Genomic DNA, 23,393 nt, shown 5'->3' with positions numbered 1-23,393 from the left:
GTAATAGAAAAAAGGGATCTGTTTCTGCCCCAGATCCCCGGAAAGGAGCCATCCACAGAGGAAGGGCTCCTTTTCTTTTTCCTGTTTGAATGACGGATCTTCCGTTTTCCGGAGAATTTCCGGAAGCTTTTTACCGTGCGCCCTTCTGTTTCCTCGTTTTCCAGAGTACCAGTACGACGATAACGCCTGCCGCGCACAGGATACCGGCAGTTATTCCCGGGAGAAAAGCGGATCTGCCGGAAGCAGCATCTGTCCCGCCGCCGGACTGTTCCGAAGACACATTCCGGTAGTCGGCGTTCGCAAGAGTCTTGATTTTGCTGTAGCTGTAACCGGTGTTTGTCTTTGTGATCAGCTTTTGATCAACAGCATCCTTGATTGCATCATAGGATACCAGCGTTCCGGATAATGGAAAAAGCTTCGTGGCTTTCCCGTGTTCCACAGAGACTGCGAGGGCGCCGTGCAGCCCCGGGAGGGAATCGACAGCAATCAGATCGCCGTTTACGGAATCAGCGGCCTGTTTCACGGTTTCGGTGATCACAGGATCCGGATGGACCGTTACAGAAGTGCAGTACCAGGTGCCGATTTTATGCTGAAAGTCTTTGATTTCCTTGTCTGTCAGGTTTTCTTTCTCGCTGTCTGTCAGTGGCTTTCCCTTCTCCAGACATACTTCCAGGCTGGTTTTCCCGGAATGTAAGATCACTTCATAAATATAATGATTCTCAGCGTCAGAAGCTTTCAGCAGCTGCTGCAGACTGCCTGCGGAATCATCCTTCAGGGAAAAAACGTCCGTATTTGTGTATACTTTTACAAATTCATCCAGGCTCAGTTTCTTCACCGGGCTGGCGGAAGCGTCTTCCGCTTCCAATATGGCATTGGCATCCGATAAAATAGCTTTTTCAGCGGACAGGATCCCTTCCCGATCTTCCTTTGACATGGTAAAACAGGTTTTTTCCTGCCGGGTTTCCGCGGCAAACGCCGGGATGCAGCAGGCTGCCGTGAGAATCAGACAGAGCGTGACGGCAAACAGGTTCTTTTTCTTCATTTTTACCACCGCCTTTACTTTGAAAAACGACAAGTACCGGTGCGTGTTCCATTCGTTTTGTGTACAAAGGAGTATATTTATACAATTATTATATAAAAAAATAGTTGTTTGTCATCTGCGAAAATGCATATCTTTTGTTTGCGTATGATGCATTTTCTCGATAACATTCAGAAAAAACAGGAACGAGAAAAAGAAAGGGCACAGCCGAGGAGATACCCGGCTGTGCCCTTTCTTCCGAAATGGGAAATCCTTTGCGCGGATCCGTGGATCCGGCATCGGCGTTCCGTTTGCCTGCTGCATCGGTTCCGCGCTTACGCGAGACTGCTGCGTCCGGACAGGTGATGCTGATGCTCCGGTGTCGGTCTGTGGAAAGTTCCGGTCAGTGTGTCGACAGCGACCCTGGCCAGTACGGCTGCGATCAGGAGGCAGACAGCTACCAGTACATTAAAGCCCGGATTTGCCAGTGTCAGATCAAAGCTGAAACGGAAGATCAGCGGAAACAGTGCTGCGACTGCAGCGAGAATTAATTCAACGATACCTTGTGTTCTTGTGTTTTTCATAGTAAAAACCCCTTTCTCTGAAATTGTTTATTTTCAGGAAATAACAAATAAGATGAAACCTGTATTTGTGAATTTCTTTTTGTTGACTCTATTATAGGCGGATGTCCGGAAATGTCTAACATGGAATTGTTTGCGGTTGAAAACAAAAAGTAATGACAATAAGAAGTAGCATACTTTTTGTTTGACTAATTCAAAAAAGTTTGATTCTATGTTATATTATGATAAAAATGGCAAAGTGTGCAGGATCCAAAAGGGGATGATGAAGTGAATCACATACGAAGAAACAGGGGAAAACACTTCCGGTTATGGCAGAAAGGGAAGGCCGCCGGAATGCTGAGCATCTGCTGCGCCATGCTTCTTCTGGTACTGGCGGTTGCTGTGCCGTCGGCAGATGCCGCGGCTTCGTCGGAGCCGTCCGGACAAAGTGTGACAGCGGAAAAGCACAGAAAGACGGATGCAATGCCCTGGAATGGAAACCGACGGATACAACCGGTATCTGATGGAAAACTTCGGTTCCGATACTTCTGGGGGAACAAAGATTGCGGCTTACGCGCTGCATTCGGTGACCACACATCAGGATGCCAGGGACATCACGGTTTCGGAGGCGCATTATACGCTGACCAATACGCTGACAGAAACGACAGCCGCCGAAATTCGCGCCAGGAAGGTCCTGCTGGGCGGTACGCTGACAGACGGAGCATTTACCTTCCAGGCGGTTCCGGTGGATCGGAACGGCGATATGCTGAGCGGAGCGTCGGCGGTATCTGCAAAAAATGACGCAGACGGAAAAATTTCCTTTGCCATTCCGAAACTGTCGCCGGGAACCTATTATTATAAACTGACGGAGCAGCAGGGAAAAGAAGAGCATATTGCATATGACAAATCCGTCTATTATGTGAAAATTGAGATTTCCTCTGACCTGCAAAGTACGATTACTTATTATGACAGCAGCTGGAAAAAGCTGGATGGAGCAATGACCTTTTACAATACAACGGCTTATGTGCTGCCGGAAGCCGGCGGACCCGGAACCAGAGCATGGATGCTGGGCAGGATCGCCTTGATTCTGGCTGCGGCGCTGCTGGGAGCAGGTATTATTAAGAAAAGAAGCTGAGAAGTGAAAATGAGTTCTATGCTGCTCTGTTTGATACAGCAGGAAAAAAGAAACAGATAAAGATATAGGAATCGCACTATGCAGAATCGGCATACGAAAGCGGAAGAAAAAGCCGCCGCATTTGTTGACTCTGCATGGTGCAGATGATAATATTTTATTATACGAATCAAAACTTAATGTCCGACCAGTGCCGCTGCTCTAAGGGCGGCGGATAATAGGGAACCGGGTGAGAATCCCGGACGGTCCGACCACTGTAAACAGGGAGCACACCTGAGGGATCCCATTGAAGGAAGTCTGTCACATGACATGTCTGTGGCTTGTTTCTTTGAGAAGGGTCAGGTGCGCAGAGATCTGTAAGCCAGGAAACCTGCTGGATGGAAAAGAACATGGCGTATTTTCGGAAAAGTGTGCCATAAGTTTGCCGTCAGCGGTGTCTGATCGGCAGACGTTTTCTGCACACCTGAATTCCAGCCGGAAGGAGGGTGTTTTTATGTTATAAGAGCCTTTGCTGAAGCTCTTTTATAACATAGGATCAGGCGGACTTGGGCCGTCCAGCGGCGGAGCCTGTCTGCGCAGGTTTCGTGTCAGCCGGGGGTTAGGGACGGATACCAGACCGGCCGGGGGTTGGTTTTGATGGATAACTGCAGGTATTGCATCAGGGAAAATGGAGGAGAGATCATGAAGTTCAAAAAAGCGCTTACTGTAATTCTGGCAGCATCGGTGATGGCTACATCTTTTGGGGTGCCGGCGATGGCAGCGGGGCAACCCGTAATCGATAAGGAGCAGAAGACAGAGATTACAGCGGCGAATGTGAAGAAAATTACCGGAAAGATTGCGGCTATGACGGAGCAGGACGGAAAAAAATATATTAATGAGAACAACTGCCCGATGCTGGTAGCCGGCTTGATCGGGGAGATCTATATTCATCCGAAAAAAACACCGGCGGAACAGAAGGCCCAGCAGGTCATTACAGAGAAAATGGCTAAATTGGCCAAATATGCCTACAATCAGCTTTCCGAAGAAGAAAAAGCTGCTGTACCGGAGATACCGGAAGGTTATGAATATCCGGGCGCAGGCGGAGCAGATTACTTTGTAAGCACCGGGGACGCGTCGAAAGACAACCCGTTAAATACAGCGCCGACCAAGGACAAGGAGATCATTGTAGCAAGTTTCGGCACCAGCTATACGGACAGCCGGATCAAGACCATCGGCGGAATTGAGAAGGCCATCACCAAAGCGTATCCGAAGTATGATGTCAGACGGGCATTTACTTCTCAGGTAATTATCAACCACATCCTGGCAAGAGATGAGGAACACATCAATACGATTCGGGAGTCCCTGGAGCAGGCAAAGAAAGCCGGGGTAAAAGAAGTGATTATTCAGCCGACGACTCTGATGAGCGGTACCGAGTATGATCTTCTGGTGAATGACGTGAAGGACAATAAAGGATCCATGACAGTGACGATTGCCAAACCGCTGCTGAATACAGACGCGGACCGAAAGGCAGTGGCACAGAATATAGCTTCTGCAGCGGCAAAGTCGGCAGGTTTTCAGTCTGTCAGCGATGCAAAAGATACGGCCTTTGTCTTTATGGGGCACGGCACCAGCCACGAGGCGAAAGCCACTTACACAGTAATGCAGCAGGTATATGATTCCCTGGGATACAAAAACGTGTTTGTAGGAACGGTAGAAGGAGAGCCGGAATCCACGTCTCTGGAAAACACAATCAAAAAAGTACAGGACGACAAGAAGTATAAAAATGTGGTGCTTCGCCCGCTGATGGTGGTAGCCGGCGACCATGCCAATAATGATATGGCTGGGGATGATGAGGATTCCTGGAAGACCGGATTTATAAATAAAGGATTTGCCGTGATGCCGCAGATCAACGGACTGGGAGAAATTTCGGAAGTTCAGCAGATCTATGTGTCACACGTGAAAGACGCCATCGAAAAAGCAGCCGCAGCAAAGAAAGCGGAAGAGGCAAAGAAGGCAGCCGCAGCAAAGAAAGCAGCCGCAGCAAAGAAAAAAGCAGCGGAAAAGAAGGCAGCCCGTGCGTTCAAGGCCAGAAAAGTCGGCGGTCTGAAAGTAAAGGGAAAGAAAAAAGCGGTAAAAGTAACCTTTAAAAAAGTGAAGGGCGCCAAGAGTTATACGGTTGCTTATAAAGTCGGCAAAGCAAAGAAATGGAAATATAAAACCATCAAGAGCACGAAGCTGACGCTGAAAGCAAAATCCAGGAAAAAAGTAAAAGTAACCGTAAAGGCAAACACGAAAATCGGCGGAAAGAAATACAGCACCAAATATGCGAAGTCGAAATCGGCAAAAACACGGTAATTGCGCGTAAAGAATGCTGCATGCACCGGTGGGAGAAAGATAGAACAACAGCCCATTGAGGAAAGGACGAATCAGATGAAAAAGAAAAAAATAATGACAGTACTTATGACAGCTGCCTTGGTTGCAGCTACAGCGGCAACACCGGCTCTGGCGGCAGGCAGCGCGTCCGCGTCCGCCCGGAGTGCCGGGAGTGTGCATACAGCAGCAGCTCCGGTAAAATATGTGGACGGGGTGTATCGGACAGGCATTCAGATTAGTAATACACAGATGATCTCAGTCGCGGATGTTGATCATGACACCTGTGAAGTGACTGTGAAAAATGGGAATGAGTATACGGTAAAACTGCGTCTGAACAGCAGTGGATATGCATACCTGTATCCGGGAACTGCAGAGCAGGCAGCAGCAGCGGATGAATCCGCCTGGGCGCCAAAAGTGGAGGACAGTGCCGGATATGCAACCTATACATTCAAGGTTTCTTCGCTGGATACCGAATTATCCTTTGCAAAGTGCTCGAAAAGGAATCTGGAAGCAAATCATGGAAATGGGCATTCTCTGCTTGTCACGGAGGAAGGGAAACTTCATGGAAAACAGATTTGGTATGATATGACAGTAAAAATCTCTTCCGCCGGTCTGACCACAGAGGCTGAGGCAGCCGCAAAAAAAGCGGCAGCAAAGAAAGCGGCTGAGAAAAAGGCAATTCGCGCATTCAAGGCCAAAAAAGTCAGCGGGCTGAAAGTGAAAAGTAAGAAAAAAGCGGTAAAAGTGACCTTTAAAAAAGTAAAAAGCGCCAAGAATTATACCGTTGCTTACAAAGTCGGCAAGGCAAAGAAGTGGAAATACAAAACCGTGAAAAGCGGCAGCCTGACACTGAAAGCAAAATCCAGAAATGTGGTAAAGGTGAAAGTGAAAGCCAACACGAAGATCGGCAAAAAGACATACAGCACAAAATACACCAAAACAAAATCCGCCAAAACCCGCTAACCCCATCAGACCGGCGGATACCAGACCGTCAGATCCGATACCGGACAGAGGATAACGTGACCTTACACAGATGTACATGCAGAACTGCGGCACGGCTGCAGTTCTGCATGTGCGTTGTGCGTTTAGCAGAAAACAGCGAAACAGGAGAGAAAAGGGGATACGTATGAAAAACTGGAAAGTAAAAGTACTGACCGCTATGCTGGCAGCATCCGTCGCAGGGACTCCGATGACAGCTTTTGCCGGGGATACGGCCGGCGGCGAGCATGCAGCCGGACAGCAGGAAGCCGCAGCATCAGCAGCAGAGCCCGCAGAGAAAACAGCTGCGGCAGAAAGCAGTCATACGGCAGGCCATTCCACAGCCGGCAGTGCATCCAAAGAAGCAGAGACGGCAGGCAGTTCGGCCGCCGCAGACAGTAAGACAGAAACCGGCAGCAGTCAGGAGCAGCGGAAGGAAAAGGCAGAGAAAGGAACTTCTGCCAGCAGTACCTCGTCTGAAAAAGAGGCGGCTCAGAAAAACAGCGCGTCGAAAAGTGAAACCGCGGAGAAAGACAGTGGTTCCGGGAAAGTATCATCCCAAAAGAAAAACAGTGAAACTGACGGGAAGGATGAGGTGGAAGCAAAGAAGAAAGCCGCTTCTTCCGCAAAGAAGAAAACTGTCTCCAAGGCTCCGGCTTCCAGACAGGATGAAAATGCAGGAGCGGTAACGGTTCGGGGCACTTCACGCATTGACAACAGCACCACGCTGCCGGACGGGAAATATTCCCTTGCGGCATCTGATTTTATATTTGGCGGCGCCACCGGCAAGGCAAAGATCAGCTGCACATCGGTTTTAGTGGAAAATGGCAGGGCATACGCGATTTTTAAAACGTCCAGTCAGAATATGACCCATTTTTATATGGGGGAAACCGCCTCAAATAAAGAGGATCCGGCACTGTACAACAAGGATACCGGCGCCATGGGTACAGACGTCTATGCCATCAGCGATCAGCAGGCCAAAGTACCGGTGGATCTGAATAACATCATGCATTTTTCGGCACGTACGGAAGCAATGACAGAAGAAAATCGCTGGATTAACTACACCTGTAAAATCACGCTGGCGGAACCCATCGCAGACGGCCGGACGGCAGCCGTGGATAATGCTGCAGATGTGCCGGATGGCGTCTATAAACCGGATGCTTTCCGGTTTTCCGGAGGAATCGGTAAGTTAACGATCAGCTGCGGACGGGTGGAAGTCAGCGGAGGAAAGGCGTATGCCACCCTGGTGTTTTCCAGCGAGTCTATTACACAGGTTTATGCCAACGGCTTGAAATATCCGCCGAGTACACAGCCAGGGACGCTTTCGTCTTTCCGGATCCCGGTTAAAGTGAACGGAGATACAACGATCGTTGCTACTACTACCAAGATGGGAGGAAAAGACATATCGTATGTGGTTTCCACATTTTTGAGTAAGAATTCCCAAAAAATCACCGATACGGAAGAAAATAAACCCTCCGGAGGCAGTTCTTCCGGTCAGACATCCGGAAAAACAAAGAATCCGGAGATTACGGTGCCCACCGGTAAAAAAACTCTGAAACCGGGGACCTACAGGGTGCGGGCAGCGACAGATAACCGGATGTTCTATCTTGCGCCCAAAGAATCCAGTGTCAAGTATGCCGTCCTGACGGTGAAGAAGAACGGCAAAATGTCGGCCTCCTTCGCCCTGACCGGAGAAGGCTATGATTATCTGTATATGGGCAGTCCGGCGAAAGCAGCGAAGGCATCGAAAACAGCATGGTCCCGCTATAAAGTGTCCAATGGTTACTACACCTACACGGTGCCGGTGTCCGGTCTGGATAAAAAACTGACGGTTTCTGCCCATTCCAAACGGGAGAACAAGTGGTATCCGCATACCATGATCTTCTACAGTTCCGGAGCAAAAAAGACGGCAGAAGCCTCGGCGGCTCCCAGCAAGAAGAAAAAGAAAACCGCTTCTTCCGAAAGATCCGGATACGCGACGAAAGGGAAGCAGACATCTTTTAAAAACGATAAAAAGAAGGCAAAGGAATCCAAATGGAAGGATGATTCCAGCAAGAGCACATCCTCCGTGGACAGCAGAACCGGACTGAAGGACGGCGTGTATACACCAGATTCCTTCAGCTGGTCCGGAGGATCCGGCCGGCTGGCCTATATCCGCTGTGATAAAATTACTGTGCGGGGCGGCCAGGCCTATGCCACCATTGTATTTTCCAGTTCCAGCTATGATCTGCTGAAGGCCAATGGAAGAACCTATTCCAGAAGCGGAGGCGGCAATTCCACCTTTACGATTCCGGTGAATCTGAATGCCAACAATACAGTGATCGGACGCACCACGGCCATGTCACAGCCTCACTGGATCCGGTATTCGATTTACATCGCGAAAGCAGACAGCAAGGCAGCGGTAAAAGCTGCCAAAGAAGCGAAGAAGGATGCCGCAGAGGTGAAAAACAAGCTGACGGATCAGGCGCCTGAGATTCTGGGTCTGACAGCGGAGAAAGACAGCAAAAAGTCGAAACAGACCGAGGTGAAATACGCCGGCTATTTCAAGATTTATCGTTATAAAAACGGAATCCGACTGCTCTCCATCAATCAGAAAGAAGATACCGGGCTGGAAGAGAAGAAGTCAGCGGAGACAGATAAGACAGGAAAAAAGAAAACAGAAACGAAACAGGCAGAAACGAAATCCGGAAAAACCGGAACAGAAACAAATCAGACAAAAACAAAATCCGGAACTGCCGAAACGGAATCAAAACAGACGAAGGTCAAAACCGGGAATGCCGGAACAAAGGACAGCGCTTCTTCCGAAAGCGCCGTGGAGTACGATGAAGAAGGCAAGCCCATTGCGAAGTCCCAGACGGAAATTACGGAGGAACTGTATCAGCATAATGTGGTGAATTATCTGCTGGTGCCGGAAGGTACGGAAGTGCCTGCGGGACTGGATAAAGATTACATCATTGTGAAGGTTCCCTCCAAGCGGACGTTTTCTGCTTCGGAAGCAGCCAATGGGTTCCTGAAGAAGCTGAAACGGACAGATTATGTTGCCGCGCTGGGAATGAAGGAAGATCAGCTGAAAGACAGGGATCTGCAGCAGGCAGTGGAAAAGAAAAAGATGCAGCTGGCCGGAGAACTGTCGGATCTGGATTACCGCGTGCTGGTAGAGACAAAGACCAGCCTGGCCCTTCTTCCTTCTTCCGTTCTGCCGGAGAAAGCAGAAACGGAAAAGAATGCCGCAGACAGCAGTAAAACTCCGGGCAGCAGCAAAACCGCAGACAGCAGTGAAGCTTCGGACAGCGGTAATGCAGCAGACAGCAGTGAAGCCCTGGGAAGCGGCAGTGCGGCCGGACCGAGCGAAGGCGCGGATACCGCGCAGCAGGAGGGCACGTCTGCAGATTCCGCACAGGCGTCTGGGGAGCAGAGCGAAACCGGCGCGCTGACGCCGGAAGAAGCGGAGATTCAGAAGAAAAAGGCAGAATTAGAGACGTATATCAGGCGGTTTACCGTCCTTGGCGCGCCGGTGGTAATTGACCGGTCCGACCAGGAGGAAAAACGGATCCTTACGGATGACGCGGAGAAAGGCGCGGCAGCGCAGAACGGTCAGAAGGAGAGCGCTGCGGACGGTCAGAAGAAGAGCACTGCGGGCAGCCAGAAGAAGGAGACGAAGAAATCTCCGGAACAGCAAAAGAAAGAAGCGAAGCTGGCCAAAGCAGAGTGGATTAAGGTCTATGGTGCGCTGTATGGCTGTGAGGACGAGGCGGATCAGATCTTTGCCGCTTATGAGAAAAAGATATTAAAATCCTGAGAAATCATCAGACAGAGGGGGCAATTATGAACCGAATGAAAAAGGGCGCGGCAGTTCTGCTCGCCGTATGTATCGCAGTAACCGGCGTGCTGGCGGGGTGCGGCAGCAGCCGTACCGACACATCTTCCACCGGCGGGACATCGGTCACTTCCGCATCATCGGCAGAGTCCGGAAAATCTTCCGCGGAAGCCGGATCTTCTGCCGGGACAGAAACTTCTGCCTCAGCCCAAAAGGCACCGCAGATTCAGGGGCTTACTTATCAGTCCACGGTAAAACTGGATTATGCCACACAGTATCAGGTATACAAGTACAAAGGCGGATATGCGCTGATCCAGATTGAAAAAGAGGGAAAATTCCTTCTGGTGCCGGAAGGCAAAAAAGCGCCGGCGGGCCTGAACAGCAAGATTACAGTGATTCAGCAGCCGAAAAACATTTATCTGGCGGCCACCGCGTCCATGGCACTGTTTGCCTCGATGAACGCGCTGGATACGGTAACCATGACCTCGCTGGATGAGAAGGGCTGGTCCTTTGACGCGCCGAAAAAGGCGTTAAAAAGCGGAAAAATGAAATACGCGGGCAAGTACAATCAGCCGGATTACGAGATGCTGTTGGGCAATAACTGCGATCTGGCCATTGAATCCACGATGATTTACCACACGCCGGAAGTGCAGGAAATGATTAAAGATCTGGGCATTCCGGTGCTGGTGGACCGTTCCAGCTATGAGAGCAATCCGCTGGGACGAACAGAATGGATCAAGCTCTACGGCGTTATGACCGGTCACGAAAAGGAGGCAGATGCTTTCTTTGCGGAGCAGGAAAAGAAGATTGAAAGCATCAGAGACTTTAAGAACACGGAAAAGACAGTGGCCTTTTTCTATATTTCCACAGATGGAAAAGCCGTGGTGCGAAGCAGCACGGATTACGTTCCGACTATGATCGAGATGGCCGGCGGAAGGTATATTTTCAAAAATGCCACAGACAAATCCGGCAGCTCATCGGTGCCCATGACTGTGGAAAAATTTTATGATATTGCTTCCGACGCGGATTATATCGTGTATAATGGCAGTATTGACAGCTCTGTGAAGACCCTGAAGGATCTGCTGCAGAAGGATCCGGTCCTGAAAAACATGAAGGCAGTGAAAAACGGCAGATGCTGGATTACCGGCAGTTCCATGTATCAGCGGACCGACATCGTAGGAAATATGATTCTGGATTTCCACAGGCTGTTTACAGAAGACAGTCCTTCGGATCTTCAGTTTTTAACGAAACTGCAGTAATTTCCGTAAAAACCAATTTGCCGCAGTGCGTTCCGCGGCCCGGCAGCCGCTGCTGCCAGTAAAAAACCATCTGGAGAGAATGTATGAAATCTGCATCTGACAGAAAACCAGGAGCACCCGCAGGCGCCGCCACGAGTTTTCATTCTGAGAACTTCCGGCGGCGCAGCCGCTGTCTGCTGGTTTTTATCTGCATGGCCATCGCGTTTCTGGCGATTATTGTCATTAATATTAATTCCGGAAATGTGCATATTCCCGTGAGCAGGATTTTCCATGTGCTGCTGACGAAAACCGGCGATGCCAAAGAAGTCAATATCATATGGACTATCCGCCTGCCGCGGATTCTCATGGCAGCCATTCTGGGCGGCGCGCTGTCGCTGTCCGGTTTTCTGCTGCAGACGTTTTTCGAGAATCCCATCGCGGGGCCCTATGTGCTGGGCATTTCCTCCGGCGCGAAGATGGTGGTGGCGCTGGTGATGATTGTGGGTCTGATGCATGGCGTTACCGTCAATTCCTATACGTATATTGTGGCGGCCTTTCTGGGGTCCCTGCTGTCCATCGGATTTATTCTGCTGATTGCGCGAAAGATCCGCAATATGGCGGCGCTGCTGGTGGCCGGCATTATGATCGGGTATATCTGTTCGGCTGTTACGGACTTTGTGGTTACCTTTGCCAGCGATTCCGATATCGTCAATCTCCATGGCTGGTCTCAGGGAAGTTTTTCCGGCATGAGCTGGGACAATGTGGGAATCGGCGCAGTGGTGATCGCGGTGACTTTTCTGCTGACGCTGCTGTGCGCAAAACCCATCAGTGCCTATCAGCTGGGAGAAAATTACGCCCAGAGCATCGGAGTGAATATCCGGGTATTCCGGGTGGTCCTGATCCTTTTGTCCAGCATTCTGTCCGCGACGGTGACAGCATTTGCCGGACCGATTTCCTTTGTGGGGATCGCGGTGCCGTTTCTGGTCAAAGGAGCCCTTGGTACCACAAAACCCCTGGTGGTGATTCCGGGCAATTTCATCGGCGGCGCGGTGTTCTGCATGTTCTGTGACCTGGTGGCGCGCCTGGCGTTTGCGCCGGTGGAACTGAATATCAGTACGGTTACTTCCGTTTTCGGCGCGCCGATTGTCATTTACATCATGATTCACCGGCGGGCAGGACGGAGACATAAGTAAGATGCGGGACGGCAGTATGAACAGAAAGAACAGCGATACGTATATTTCGATGGAGCGCATGTCCGTCGGATACAATAAAAAAGCACTGATTCACGATATCTGTATCGATATTCACCGGGGGGATATTGTGACTCTGATCGGCCCCAACGGCGCGGGGAAATCCACCATTTTAAAGAGTCTGACCCGTCAGCTGAGCCTGATCCGGGGGAAAGTCATTTTTGACGGCAGGGATCTGCATGAAATGTCTTACAAGGAACTGTCCAGAAAGCTGGCAGTGGTGCTGACAGAGCGGATGAAACCGGATCTGATGACCTGCGCGGACATTGTGGCTACCGGGCGCTATCCCTATACCGGACGCATGGGTGTTTTGAGCAGGGAGGATGAGCAGAAGGTGGATGACGCGCTGGCGGCCGTGAATGCCTCGGAACTGGCCGGCAGAGATTTCAACGCCATCAGTGACGGACAGCGGCAGCGAATTCTGCTGGCTCGGGCCATCTGTCAGGAGCCGGAAATCATCATTCTGGATGAACCCACTTCTTTTCTGGATATCCATTACAAACTGGAGCTGCTGAGCATTCTTCGGAGGATGGCCAGGGAAAAGGGAATTACGGTGCTGATGACGCTGCATGAGATTGATCTGGCGGAAAAAGTGTCGGACAAGATCATCTGTGTGCATGGGGATACCATCGACCGGTACGGGAGCCCGGAGGAGATTTTCCGGGAAGAGACGATCCGGGAACTGTATGAGATTGACAATGGATTTTTCGATCCCATGTTCGGCAGCATCGAACTGCCAAAACCGGAGTCCGGCGCCCCCCGGGCACTGGTGATTTCTTCCGGCGGCAGCGGCATACGGATGTACCGCAGACTGCAGAAGGAGAATATTCCCTTCGCGGCAGGAATCCTGTATCCGAATGATATGGATTACGCGCTGGCTCGGCTGCTGGCGGAGGAAGTCGTCCTGGAACAGCCCTTTATGCCGATTGGGGATACGGCTTATCAGCGTGCCCTGGATCTGGTGGGAAGCTGCGGGCAGGTGATCTACTGCGGCGCGCAGATAGGAACGATCAACCGGCGGATCCTGGATCTGGTGGAAGCCGCCCGGGCAGCCGGCAAACTGGTGAACGCCGCGGAGGGACAGCTGCCGGATCCGGAGCGGTTTCAGCAGTAGCAGACTGTCTCGAGTGTTTGCGCAATACATGTGCTTGCGTAGTCAGGGTGCGGCTCAATAATTCAGGTGACGCAGGGAGCCTTTGGGGAAGGTATATTCCGGTGTACGCAGCGGATAGGAAATCTCATCTTCATAGTACCAGGGATCGTCCCTGTGCTTCGGATTTTTCAGAAGTTCAAATTCCTGGGCAGGTGTGTAGCCCTGGGCCAGCAGAAAGGCTTTTTTTCCGTTTTTCTCACAGATATCCACAACCATAACTACATGGCCGGGGCTTCCGGCCTTCAGGAAGATGTCACCGGTCTGCAGATGGGTCAGATTCGTGGGGGAAGATTCTTCTTCCAGGGACAGGGTGCTGGCATAGGCGAAGACTGTGCGCAGATAGGAGACAAAGCTTTTATAGGAATTGCTTTTTTTAGCGGAATATGTCCAGCGGGCAGTGTCGCCGCGGAAGGACACACGGCCGCCTTTTTTCCAGGTATTGTAATCACAGAGAAAACCATCGACAAAGTGGAACCGGATCCGTTTGTCCTGTTTTGTGCTGTGGAAATACTCCGCATAGACCCGCATGACAGAATCCGCACATTGCTGCAGGTCATATTTTTCCAGAGGCAGACGGAAGACGGCGGCGTGGGCGCTCTGATTCCTCTTTTCGGCGCCGTTGTAGAGAAGGACCGGACTGCCGTCTTCTTTCATCGGATAGACCCGCAGAAAGGCGGTCAGGCTTCCGGATTTTGCGGGAACGCGGGTGTATCCCTCCGGGACCCGGATCCTGGTCTCCAGTGTGGTCCCTTCGGCAGAAATGAATGCGGGAGGCTGGTGCAGGCTTTCTTCCGAACGGATGCTTCTGCCAAGGGTGTGTCTGGTGTCATCTTTTGGCTGTCCGCAGGAAGTCAGGATCAGGCCGGCAGCGGCGCAGATCAGCATGGCAAGTGTCAGTTTCTTTTTCATCATCAGATTACACTCCCTTCATGGAATTTGCTTTCAGTGTAACACAAGTCTTTTCTATTGTGCGGAGTTTTGTTAGAATACAGGGAGAAGGGAAGCAGTGAAGCTTCACTGCTAAACAGAAAATTTTGCAGGAAAGGAGCACAAAATGAAACTTGATTTATACAAATTTGAAACCTGTCCGTACTGTAGACGAGTTCTGCGGGCAATCGGCCAGAGCGGCCGTACAGATGTGGAGCTTCATGACATTCATACCAATGAGGAAGACCGCGTCTATCTGATCACACACGGCGGAAAGGAGCAGGTGCCCTGCCTGTTTATCGACGGGGAGCCGCTGTATGAAAGCGACGACATCATCGCCTGGCTGGAAGCGCATCCCCAGCAGTAGCACTGCCGGCGGGCCGACCGGGAAAACAACCCGCATGCGGCAAAAGTCAGAAAAAAAGCCATACCGAAGCGGCTGCTTCGGTATGGCTTTTTCCATTCCGTCGGTTGATTCTTTCGCGGAAAGCGAAGGGATCAGCACATCGGTTTCAGATCGTCAGCAATGATCAGTTTAGCTTCGGTAGCGTCCTGAATCTGCTCTACGGTGAATTCCGGATTGTATTCGGTCAGAACCAGACCTTTGTCGGTTACTTCCATAACACCCATCTCGGTAACGATCAGGTTAACCTGAGCTTTTGCGGTCAGAGGCAGGGTGCACTCTTTTAAGATTTTAGGTTTGCCCTTCTGGGTATGCTCCATAGCAACGATAACCTTTTTCGCACCGACAACCAGGTCCATAGCGCCGCCCATGCCGGGAACCATCTTGCCCGGGATGATCCAGTTCGCGATGTCACCGTTTTCAGCAACCTGGAGGGAACCAAGTACAGTTGCGTCTACGTGACCACCGCGGATGATAGCAAAAGATGTGGCAGAGTCAAAGAACATACCGTCTTTGGCGATACCTGCCGGCTGTCCGCCTGCGTTTACAATGTAAGGCGCTTCCGGATCGCTTTCGTCTACTGCAGAGAGGCCGATGAAGCCGTTCTCAGACTGCAGCGTAAGCTCTACGCTGGGATCCAGATAATCCGGAACCATTGTAGGAAGACCGATACCAAGGTTTACAACGTCACCGTCATGAAGTTCTTTAGCAACACGTTTTGCAATGAATGGTTTGATTTCGCTTCTTTCCATTAGATTAGTCCTCCTTCTTTACTAAATAGTCTACATAGATGTGAGGAGTCTCAACGTAGTCCGGACCGATGCAGCCGGCAGGACCGATCTCTTCTACTTCTACGATAACGGTATCAGCTGCGGAAGCCATGATGGTATTGAAGTTACGGGCGGATCCCAGATAACGTACATTGCCGGTTTCGTCAGCTTTGTATCCCTGGATGATCGCTACATCCGCATGAAGCGGCTTCTCTAACAGATATTCTTTACCGTCTACAGTAACAGTTTCCTTGCCGTCGGCTACGATGGTGCCTACGCCGGTAGGGGTCAGAACGCCGCCTAAGCCTGCGCCTGCGGCACGGATCTGCTCAGCCAGAGTACCCTGCGGCTGAAGAATACATTCCAGAGTGCCGTTGTTCATACGCTCAGCAACTTCCTTGTTCAGGCCTACATGAGATGCGATCAGCTTCTTGATCTGGCCGTTTGCCAGAAGACGTCCGGTACCAACACCCTGGAAACCGCCGTCGTTGCAGATTACGGTAAGGTCTTTTGCGCCTGCAGCAGCAATCTCTTTGATGATAGATTCTGCAGTTCCGTTTGTCATAAAGCCGCCGACCATGACAGTCATGCCGTCTTTTACAAGTGCAGCAGCTTCTTTTGCAGAAATAACTTTTGTTTTAGCCATTTCGCTGTCCCTCCTAAGTTCATCATTCAGTTTATTGAGAAGTCAAGTGACTTCACCACGCTACATAATTATAACACTGTATTTTGTAAAATCCAACATGTATTAGCAAAAACATCTAAAGAAAAACTGCCATGAATGTAAAATATCGGTGAAAATATCCAAGGATAAAGCAGAGATAAAGAAAAGATGTACAAATTCATTGAATCCGGGCAGAAAATCCGGAAGAAATGGGAAAAAGAAAGTTAATAATTTTTAATACATTTGCAATGGAAAAGGAAAGGAAAAGCGGTTGTTGACGCGGGAAAAAGGCTTTACAATGGAACGGAGCAGTCCGCGGCACAGGAAATCCGCAGGGCTGTGTGAATTTACACGAAGGAATACAGGACAGAACACATGCGAATACAAGTAAAATCCTTTCTCATTCTGCTGGCAGTTTTCCTGGCAGCCCTGGCGGTCTCCTGGCTGACGGTGAATCATGAGAAAACAACAGAAACGGAACCGATGGGAGATGCCTCCTTTCCGGTCGTATATACCATGAGCGGCGACAGCGCGCTGAATCAGCTCCACGGTTACGCGCAGAAGATGAACGCAGCGGCTATGCGGGATGATATCGCCCAGCTGGACAGCAATTATCAGCTGCCGGTGCGGATTGACACCTACGGCAATCAGATCCGCCAGCTGACCTGCACGGTCATGACATCGGACGGAACTGAGACCATCGGGGAAGTGCAGGCTTCGGCGCAGAAGAAAGGGAAAGATACGGTAACCGCCGCCTTTGATCTGTCCGGAAGCATGACGGATGAAAAGAATTATACGGCCGTCATTACAGTAAAGACAGCCGCAGGCACACGGTATTATTATCTGCGGGTGGCAAATTACCCGAATGCCCATTTCCCCGAACTGCTGAAATTTGTCCGGATGTTTCACGAAAAATCCATGGACGGATCCAATGGAAATGAACTGGCCTCCTACCTGGATACGGCCGCCAATGCGGGAAAAGAGACTCTACAGACCGTTACGCTTAAGGATACGGCGGCACAGGTGGCCTGGAACGGATTTGCTGTCCGTCAGGTGACCGACGCGGATGTGTCCGTGAAGGAGATTTTCAATTCCTACAGCTGCTTTACCGTAAATTATATGGTGACACACAAGGGAGACAGCGGCCTGGAATATTACAATGTCAGTGAGTACTACCGGGTGCGCTATGATTCCGGCAGGACGTATCTGGTGGATTTTTCCCGGACAGCCAACCGGATTTTTTCCGGAGAGGCGGAAGCGGACAGCCAGTATCTGAATCTGGGGATCCGCAGCATGGATGTGGATTATGTCACGAATGAATCCTCCAATATTGTCGCTTTTGTCCAGGAGGGGGAGCTGTGGATCTACAATCAAGACAGCAATCAGTACTCCAGGGTGTTCAGTTTCCGAAAGGAAAAGGATACGGACATCCGGGACAATTACGGCGAACATGATATCAGGATCATCCGGATTGATGAAAGCGGCTGTGTGGATTTTATTGTCTATGGATACATGAACCGGGGCGCCCATGAGGGGCAGGTGGGGATCAGCGTCTGCCATTATGATATCGTGGAGAACGCGGTGGAGGAGATGCTGTTTATTCCGCAGAGCAGTTCCTTCCAGCAGATGAAGGAAAAAATAGGCTCCCTGATGTATGTGTCCGGCGAGGAGAAATTCTATTTCGGCAGCGGCAGCAAAGTCTATGAAATGGACCTGAATACAAAAAAAGCAACGGAGTTTATTCAGACTATGCGCAGCGCCACAGCCAGAACATCACAGGACGGCAGGTATCTGGCATGGACCGAGTCGTCGCAGGGTACAGCGCCGACGGTGATGCATATTACTGATTTTGAGACCGGCAGGACCACGGATATCAGGCCGGAGAACGGGGCTTATATCCGCCCGCTGGGATTTCTGGGGACGGACTGCATTTACGGAGAAGCGGCGGAAAGCGACAGGAGCAGACTGGCCCAGGGGCAGACGTTTCTTCCGATATCCACGGTCCGGATTGTGGACACATCCGAAGACAACAAAGTACTGAAGACCTATCAGCAGAAAGGGGTATGGTTTAAAGACGCGGAGATTTCCTCGGAGGGCGTGATTACATTAAACAGTGTAAAATATAAAAACCATGCCTATGTAAAGACGGCGCCCCTGACGATCACGAACAATGAGCTGGTGACCAAGGAAAAGATCACCGTGGAGACGGCATCCCTTAAGCCCTATCAGAAAATCGTCCGTCTGAAGCTGCTGAAACCGGTCAGCGCGTCCATAAAGAGCAGCGTCCGGACCTCGGAGCTGGCAGCAGCCAGAGGATCTGTGGATATCGCAGTGGATGAGCGTATTTTTGCCAGCAACTACTATGTATATGCCCAGGGAAAAGTGGTAAAAGCCACAGCGGATATTTCGGCAGCCGTGCAGCTGGCGGACCGTTATGGAGGCGTGGTGACTGACAGCAGCCAGAACTGCGTCTGGAGCCGTGCGAAGTATCTGAGCAAGAATCCTATGGCCCTGCCGAAAGCGGGCGGAAAAAGCGCGGAAGCCAAGGCAGTCAACATTATGCTGGCGGCCATGGGCACCACGGCAGAGGATACCGACGCCAAGCTGTCCGGGGGCACCGATGCGCTGAAACTGCTTACAGAATCCCAGGGCAGCGGTCATGTCTTTAACCTGACCGGATGCACACTGGATGAGGTGCTCTATTATCTGGGATATAACTATCCGGTGTATACCATTCTGGACCGCAGCCCGGTGCTGATCTGCGGATACACCAGTGCCAATGTGACCTTCTACGATCCGGCGGCAAAGAAATATATTACAAAAACGATGAAGGATGCAGCGCAGATGTTCCGGGATTCCGGGGATATTTACTATGTATACCAGAAATCGTAACTCTGCGTGGAGCGGCGGCCGGAAAGCCCCGTCAGATTTCACAAAGATTTTCAGAAACAGTCGATGCGAGGCATCGGCTGTTTTTTGTATGACGCGGCAGGGGGCTGTTTACGGGAAACTTCAGGGGGACACAGGGAGATTGGGCATTCTGACGGAGCCGGAAAAGACAGCAAAAACGGTGCTGGACAAGGGGAAGAACCCGGTTTTATAATCAGGGCAATCCACAGGAGAAACGGGGGGATTTCTATGGGGGACTGATTTATTTTATACCGTCGGCAGCGCTGCTGCTTCTGGCGGCCCGGTCGGATGTTCTGTATGGCCGGGTGGCGAATTCGCTGGTGCTCACAGGGTTTCTGGCGGGGATTTCGGTTCAGATGATGACAGGATTTCCACGGGGGATTCCGGATATCATTCTGGCGTCTGCATTTCCCGTGGCCGCCGGCTGGCTTCTCTTCCGCGCGCATGCCTTCGGCGCGGGCGATCTGAAACTTCTGGCCGCTGTCGGATGTATCAATGGCAGCAGAGTCCTTTTTCACTGCATCTTTTTTTCACTCATACTGGCAGCGGGATACGGTGCTGTCAGACTTCATAAGCGGCGGATTCTGGCCGCGTCTTTTCTGGAATTATTTATTTGGATACGGGAAACGGCCCGGACCGGGGAACTGACGCCCTATGGCGGAGCGAAAGATCCGGAACGGCGTCTGCATTTCTGCGTGGCTGTCCTGGCAGGCTACCTGCTGCAGGCACTGATCTGGAGGTGACATATGGCACAGCTGAATCTGATTCTGATGGGAATGGAGCCGGAATATCTGCGCAGACTTGCGGTATATGCCAAAAACCGCCTGGGCGACAGGGTCTCGGTACATATCCGGTACCGCGGGCAGGAAGAGGGGGAAACGCATACAAAAAATGGGGAGTACGGTGAAGGAGACTGGAGCCTTTCCGGGCAGGAGGGGGAATGGGTGCATGTGCTTGCGGCGCCGGAAGAGGTACTGGGACAGCTCAGTATGTCCCGGACACAGAAGCAGCGGGTGCTCCGGATCCCTTTGGTGACAGACCGGAGCAGGGAGACGGAGGATAGGATTTATGCCTATCAGTCCTGCGAGACGATTTACCGCAGAATTTTTCGCATTTATCAGAACGGGAAGGAAAGCCGTCCTGCTGTGCCGGAGCCTGCGGACCGCAGGCTGTGGCTGGTGCTGGGCGCGGCAGGCGCAGGAGAACTGCTGGCATTTGCGCTGACCTTCGCGCAGATCCGCAATGGGACCTGCCCGGTCCTGTTTCTGGATTTGTCTTCGTTCAGCGGTATGCGGACGCTTCTGGGACTGGAACCGGAGGAAGACCTGGCGGATCTGGTGCTCGGGATGCGGAACGGGGCAGTGCAGATGGAAGCATATACCAGCCGGCTGGGCAGCCTGTCCTGTGTTCTGCCGGCAGAGAACCCGACGGCGGTCAGCGAACTGACACCGGATGATCTCCGGCAGCTTCTGCGCACGGCCGGCGAAAGCGGCCTGTATGAGGAACTGGTGATTCTTATGGAACAGATTCCCAGGGGGGCAGAGATTTTTCTGTCCGGACACTGCCGGGTGTTCTGTGTGACGCCGCCGGGCCGGGCAGGGGACTGTGTGGGTGCAGAGATGGAGCGGTTCTGCATTTCCGCGGGAGCCGCCCCGGGACAGGTGATCCGGGTACAGCTTCCGCCCCTGTCCATGGCGGGAGGCGGCGAATGGACGCTGCAGGAATGGCAGCAGGGGAGCCTGGGCGAAAAGATCCGCGGCCTGCTGGAGCAGGCAGAGGAGAGGGCAGGAAACATATAGACGGACCGGGCAGAAAAGAATACAGGCGGAGAACAGAAAAAGGGACCGGGAAGAAAGGGATACAGGCAGAAAACCGAGAGAAAAACAGCCTGGAAAGCCTGGGAAAGGAGAAAGATATGGGAGGCAGGGAAGAAACGCGCCGGGAAGAAGGAAACCGGCGGCAGGCGGCAGATGACCGCGAAGAATTCCGCAGGATCCGGCAGGAGATCTTTGCCCGGATGGATCTGACCCGGGAGATATCGGATGAAGAGCTGCGGCATATGATCAGCCGGGAAGTCCGGGGGTATGCCAGACAGCACAGCCTTTCGCTGGAGCGGAGAGCCCACATGGAACGGCAGCTGTTCAACTCCTTCCGCAAGCTGGATATTCTGCAGGAGTTGCTGGATCAGCCGGAGATCACCGAAATACTGGTCAACGGGTACCGGAAGATCTTTTATGAAAAGCAAGGCCGTCTGTATCGCTGGGAAAAGTCATTTGATTCCGAGGAGACGCTGATGAATATCATACAGACGATTGTGGGAAAGCAGAACCGCAGGGTCAATGAGGCCAGTCCGATTGTCAGCAGCCGTCTGGCGGATGGTTCCCGTGTGCATATTATACTGCGTCCGGTGTCCCTGGACGGCGCAAGCCTTTCGATCCGCAGATTTTCGGGAGATCCCATCACCATGGAGCGCCTGATCCGCATGCATTCGATATCCCGGCAGGCGGCCCGGATGCTGGAGATTTTAGTACAGGCCGGTTACAACCTGTTTGTATCCGGAGGCACAGGTTCCGGCAAAACCACGTTTTTAAATGCGCTGTCCCGGTATATTCCGGAGGAGGAGCGGGTGGTTACCATCGAGGACGCGGCGGAACTGCAGCTGAAGCATGTGCCGAATCTGGTTCGCCTGGAGACCAGGGGCGAAGGAAGCGGCGAGGCGGATCCGATTACTGTCCGGGATCTGATTCGCACAGCCCTGCGCATGCGTCCGGATCGCATCATCGTGGGCGAATGCAGAGGCGGAGAGACTCTGGATATGCTGCAGGCGATTATATGTACTATATAACAATTATATATATAACGTATATAAAGATGGAAAATATAGATTAGAGGGAGGGCATAGGAACGATATGAACATTAAGTATAGGTTATTGTGTAAAAGGTTAATAGAGGAAAGAAAGAGAGTAGGTGTCATTCAATATTATAATGTACTGTTCATAATGGAGTTATTGTCAGATAAAGACATATGGTCTTTAGAACAGTGGGTGAACGGTATAAATAACATATATATGAAGGATATACATAACTGGTGTAGAATGCATTTTGTTAAATATCACACTGTATTTGTTTACAGGAAAGAGTATCCGGTAAAAGCAAATATTTGGAATGGGTATTCATATATAAGGTGGCGGATGGAGCGGATGATGAATTTGGAATAAGATAAAATAGTGCTTGCATGAAAGGGAGTCTTAAAGTAGGGTATTCTTTTGAAAGTATGGATAGAACGAAGGCTGAAGGCTCTGCGCTATTCGTTTGGCAGAGCCTGAGCATTGTTCTGATCCGTAGAAAATAAATCTAACTGACCTTCTGGAGTGGAACTTTGACCGGATTCATCTTCAGTTGATTGTTCTCTTTTTTTGGGCGTTTTATGAGTGTATAATTTCTCAAAAGGAAGTGAATACTTGGATTTTTTATTGTATTCTAGTAAAAGAGCTTCTGCAAACCCTAATGAACCGGCACGACGTTCTCTGGCAGTACGACTGATTTCTCTGACAGAGACACGTCCTACTTTTTCTTTAAATGTGTCATCTTTCATTGTTTCTCCATAAGCATTATCCAGACGGGCAATAGCATTAAGCATATTGGAGCTAAAGGACATAGGCGCACCTTCCCATGTGGCAACGCAAAGGCGTAAAACACGATCAAGAGTGTGAAAACCATATTTTTCATAGATATTAATTAAAGTGGATACAGCACATATACCTCCGGGGCGAGAGGAAGAAGTAATAGAGAGATCATATGATTCAACAAGGTCACGAATAATAAGTTCTCTATCATTACCAGCTTCAATATTAGCCATGAATATTTCATAAGGTAATAGCGATTTGACATATTTCATCTGATTTGCAAAAATATCTGCTTCTTGGGTGTAAACAAGATCATCATAAACCATACACCAGACAGGAGTTTCTCTTGATCCAGATACAAGAGCAACAATCTCTATAGTGTGTTGTCCATTGAACACATAATTTATCCCATCACGTCTACTTACTTTTACAGGGTTTATCTGATAAAGGTCAAAATTAGCTGCAGCACGCTGAACGTGTTTGATAGAAAGATTACGTTGGTAATCTTGATTTGAACATAAATTTTTAATAGGTATTTGCTCAAAATGCACTTGGGGAACAAACTTTTGTAAATCTTCGGTATTTCCATCCATAA

The 23,393-nt window shown here is 50.7% G+C and carries 19 protein-coding genes and 1 riboswitch; of the genes, 13 read left to right on the top strand and 6 right to left on the bottom strand.

The features are described 5' to 3' along the window. Positions 1-130: 130 nt before the first annotated feature. Together CXIVA_RS04225 and CXIVA_RS04215 are read right to left on the bottom strand one after the other, a co-directional pair. Positions 131-1,042, bottom strand: coding sequence for a hypothetical protein (locus CXIVA_RS04225; protein WP_013976785.1), 912 nt, complete (start codon positions 1,040-1,042; stop codon positions 131-133). A gap of 311 nt (positions 1,043-1,353) precedes the next feature. Continuing rightward, the gene (locus CXIVA_RS04215) at positions 1,354-1,602 is read right to left on the bottom strand and encodes a hypothetical protein (RefSeq protein WP_013976784.1); all 249 of its coding nucleotides are present in this window, start codon (positions 1,600-1,602) and stop codon (positions 1,354-1,356) included. A 305-nt stretch (positions 1,603-1,907) separates the two neighbouring features. On the opposite strand from CXIVA_RS04215, the gene CXIVA_RS14085 reads away from it, so the two are divergent. The 8 genes from CXIVA_RS14085 to CXIVA_RS04170 all read left to right on the top strand — a co-directional run bounded on the left by CXIVA_RS14085 (position 1,908) and on the right by CXIVA_RS04170 (position 13,459). After that, a complete protein-coding gene (locus CXIVA_RS14085) occupies positions 1,908-2,102 on the top strand; it encodes a hypothetical protein (RefSeq protein WP_041727610.1) in 195 nt (64 codons plus the stop codon). Next, positions 2,072-2,713: an FctA domain-containing protein gene (locus CXIVA_RS04205; protein ID WP_013976783.1), complete on the top strand. Its 642-nt coding sequence runs from the start codon at positions 2,072-2,074 to the stop codon at positions 2,711-2,713. The genes CXIVA_RS14085 and CXIVA_RS04205 overlap by 31 nt, the downstream gene beginning before the upstream one ends. A 168-nt stretch (positions 2,714-2,881) precedes the next feature. After that, a riboswitch (cobalamin riboswitch) is annotated at positions 2,882-3,103 on the top strand. A 288-nt stretch (positions 3,104-3,391) separates the two neighbouring features. Continuing rightward, positions 3,392-5,044, top strand: coding sequence for a sirohydrochlorin cobaltochelatase (locus CXIVA_RS04195; protein ID WP_013976782.1), 1,653 nt, complete (start codon positions 3,392-3,394; stop codon positions 5,042-5,044). Positions 5,045-5,119: 75 nt separating this feature from the next. Further along, on the top strand, positions 5,120-6,025 hold the full coding sequence (locus tag CXIVA_RS04190; protein ID WP_013976781.1) for a hypothetical protein: 906 nt from the start codon (positions 5,120-5,122) through the stop codon (positions 6,023-6,025). Positions 6,026-6,188: 163 nt separating this feature from the next. Next, on the top strand, positions 6,189-9,839 hold the full coding sequence (locus CXIVA_RS04185; protein WP_013976780.1) for a hypothetical protein: 3,651 nt from the start codon (positions 6,189-6,191) through the stop codon (positions 9,837-9,839). Positions 9,840-9,865: 26 nt separating this feature from the next. Then, entirely contained in the window at positions 9,866-11,116 is a 1,251-nt protein-coding gene (locus CXIVA_RS04180) for an ABC transporter substrate-binding protein (protein WP_013976779.1), read from the top strand. Between the two features lie 83 nt (positions 11,117-11,199). Beyond that, the gene (locus CXIVA_RS04175) at positions 11,200-12,288 is read left to right on the top strand and encodes an iron ABC transporter permease (RefSeq protein WP_050979217.1); all 1,089 of its coding nucleotides are present in this window, start codon (positions 11,200-11,202) and stop codon (positions 12,286-12,288) included. A 16-nt stretch (positions 12,289-12,304) separates the two neighbouring features. Further along, positions 12,305-13,459, top strand: coding sequence for an ABC transporter ATP-binding protein (locus tag CXIVA_RS04170; RefSeq protein WP_148267781.1), 1,155 nt, complete (start codon positions 12,305-12,307; stop codon positions 13,457-13,459). 54 nt (positions 13,460-13,513) lie between these two features. Here CXIVA_RS04170 and CXIVA_RS04165 read toward each other — a convergent pair whose 3' ends face one another. Further along, complete coding sequence (locus CXIVA_RS04165; RefSeq protein WP_013976776.1) at positions 13,514-14,410, bottom strand: DUF4846 domain-containing protein; 897 nt, start codon at positions 14,408-14,410, stop codon at positions 13,514-13,516. Between the two features lie 142 nt (positions 14,411-14,552). Between CXIVA_RS04165 and CXIVA_RS04160 the strand changes: the two genes are divergently transcribed. Continuing rightward, a complete protein-coding gene (locus tag CXIVA_RS04160) occupies positions 14,553-14,792 on the top strand; it encodes a glutathione S-transferase N-terminal domain-containing protein (protein ID WP_013976775.1) in 240 nt (79 codons plus the stop codon). 131 nt (positions 14,793-14,923) lie between these two features. Here the strand turns inward: CXIVA_RS04160 and CXIVA_RS04155 are convergent, their stop codons facing one another. Together CXIVA_RS04155 and CXIVA_RS04150 are read right to left on the bottom strand one after the other, a co-directional pair. Then, complete coding sequence (locus CXIVA_RS04155) at positions 14,924-15,580, bottom strand: 3-oxoacid CoA-transferase subunit B (protein ID WP_013976774.1); 657 nt, start codon at positions 15,578-15,580, stop codon at positions 14,924-14,926. A gap of 4 nt (positions 15,581-15,584) precedes the next feature. Further along, positions 15,585-16,244 (bottom strand): CoA transferase subunit A, encoded by a 660-nt coding sequence (locus CXIVA_RS04150; RefSeq protein ID WP_013976773.1) that lies wholly within the window; start codon positions 16,242-16,244, stop codon positions 15,585-15,587. 393 nt (positions 16,245-16,637) lie between these two features. On the opposite strand from CXIVA_RS04150, the gene CXIVA_RS04145 reads away from it, so the two are divergent. The 4 genes from CXIVA_RS04145 (at position 16,638) to CXIVA_RS04130 (ending at position 22,017) form a co-directional block, all read left to right on the top strand. After that, positions 16,638-19,154: a hypothetical protein gene (locus tag CXIVA_RS04145; RefSeq protein WP_013976772.1), complete on the top strand. Its 2,517-nt coding sequence runs from the start codon at positions 16,638-16,640 to the stop codon at positions 19,152-19,154. Between the two features lie 254 nt (positions 19,155-19,408). Beyond that, positions 19,409-19,915 (top strand): prepilin peptidase, encoded by a 507-nt coding sequence (locus CXIVA_RS04140; RefSeq protein ID WP_083834961.1) that lies wholly within the window; start codon positions 19,409-19,411, stop codon positions 19,913-19,915. 3 nt (positions 19,916-19,918) lie between these two features. Then, positions 19,919-20,971 carry an NADH dehydrogenase FAD-containing subunit gene (locus CXIVA_RS04135; RefSeq protein WP_013976769.1) on the top strand — a complete coding sequence of 351 codons (1,053 nt, stop codon included), beginning with the start codon at positions 19,919-19,921 and terminating at the stop codon, positions 20,969-20,971. A 116-nt stretch (positions 20,972-21,087) separates the two neighbouring features. Beyond that, positions 21,088-22,017, top strand: coding sequence for an ATPase, T2SS/T4P/T4SS family (locus tag CXIVA_RS04130; protein WP_013976768.1), 930 nt, complete (start codon positions 21,088-21,090; stop codon positions 22,015-22,017). 459 nt (positions 22,018-22,476) lie between these two features. On the opposite strand, the gene CXIVA_RS04120 is transcribed toward CXIVA_RS04130, so the two are convergent. Beyond that, positions 22,477-23,391: a DUF6551 family protein gene (locus tag CXIVA_RS04120; protein WP_013976766.1), complete on the bottom strand. Its 915-nt coding sequence runs from the start codon at positions 23,389-23,391 to the stop codon at positions 22,477-22,479. Positions 23,392-23,393 lie beyond the last annotated feature (2 nt).

The organism is Clostridium sp. SY8519 (assembly GCF_000270305.1).
Taxonomy (GTDB): Bacteria; Bacillota; Clostridia; order Lachnospirales; family Lachnospiraceae; genus SY8519.
This window is presented reverse-complemented; position numbering and strand designations above follow the sequence as displayed.